1 pseudogene is annotated in these 477 nt (G+C 60.4%); it reads right to left on the bottom strand.

The annotated features are described in order from the left end of the window. Window positions 1-477, bottom strand: a pseudogene (locus tag ACP3VS_RS24250) (collagen-like protein); the annotation flags it as partial.

Raw genomic sequence — 477 nt, 5'->3', positions numbered from 1 at the left:
CACCAGTAGAGCCGGTAGCGCCAGTCACGCCAGCAATTCCAGCGGCCCCAGTAGCCCCAGTAGCCCCAGTAGGTCCGATATCACCAGTAGCGCCCGTAGCTCCAGTAACACCAATAGCCCCAGTAGCTCCAGTAGGTCCGATATCACCAGTAGCGCCAGTAGAGCCGGTTACCCCGGTTATCCCAGTAGCGCCAGTAACGCCAGTAACGCCGGTAGCACCAGTAGCGCCAGTAGAGCCGGTAGGTCCGATATCACCAGTAGCGCCAGTAGCCCCAGTAACGCCAGTAGAACCGGTAGCGCCAGTAGCGCCGGTAGGGCCAGCAATCCCAGTAGCTCCTGTTACACCAATAGCCCCAGTAGCGCCAGTAGCTCCTGTTACACCAGTAGCCCCAGTAGGTCCGATATCACCAGTAGAGCCGGTAGCGCCAGTCACGCCAGCAATTCCAGCGGCCCCAGTAGCCCCAGTAGCCCCAGTAG

The sequence above is a fragment of the Lysinibacillus sp. VIII_CA genome (assembly GCF_049943995.1).
GTDB classification, from domain to species: Bacteria; Bacillota; Bacilli; order Bacillales_A; family Planococcaceae; genus Lysinibacillus; species Lysinibacillus pinottii.
The sequence above is the reverse complement of the archived record's forward strand: the minus strand, read 5'-3'. Positions and strand labels throughout refer to the sequence as shown.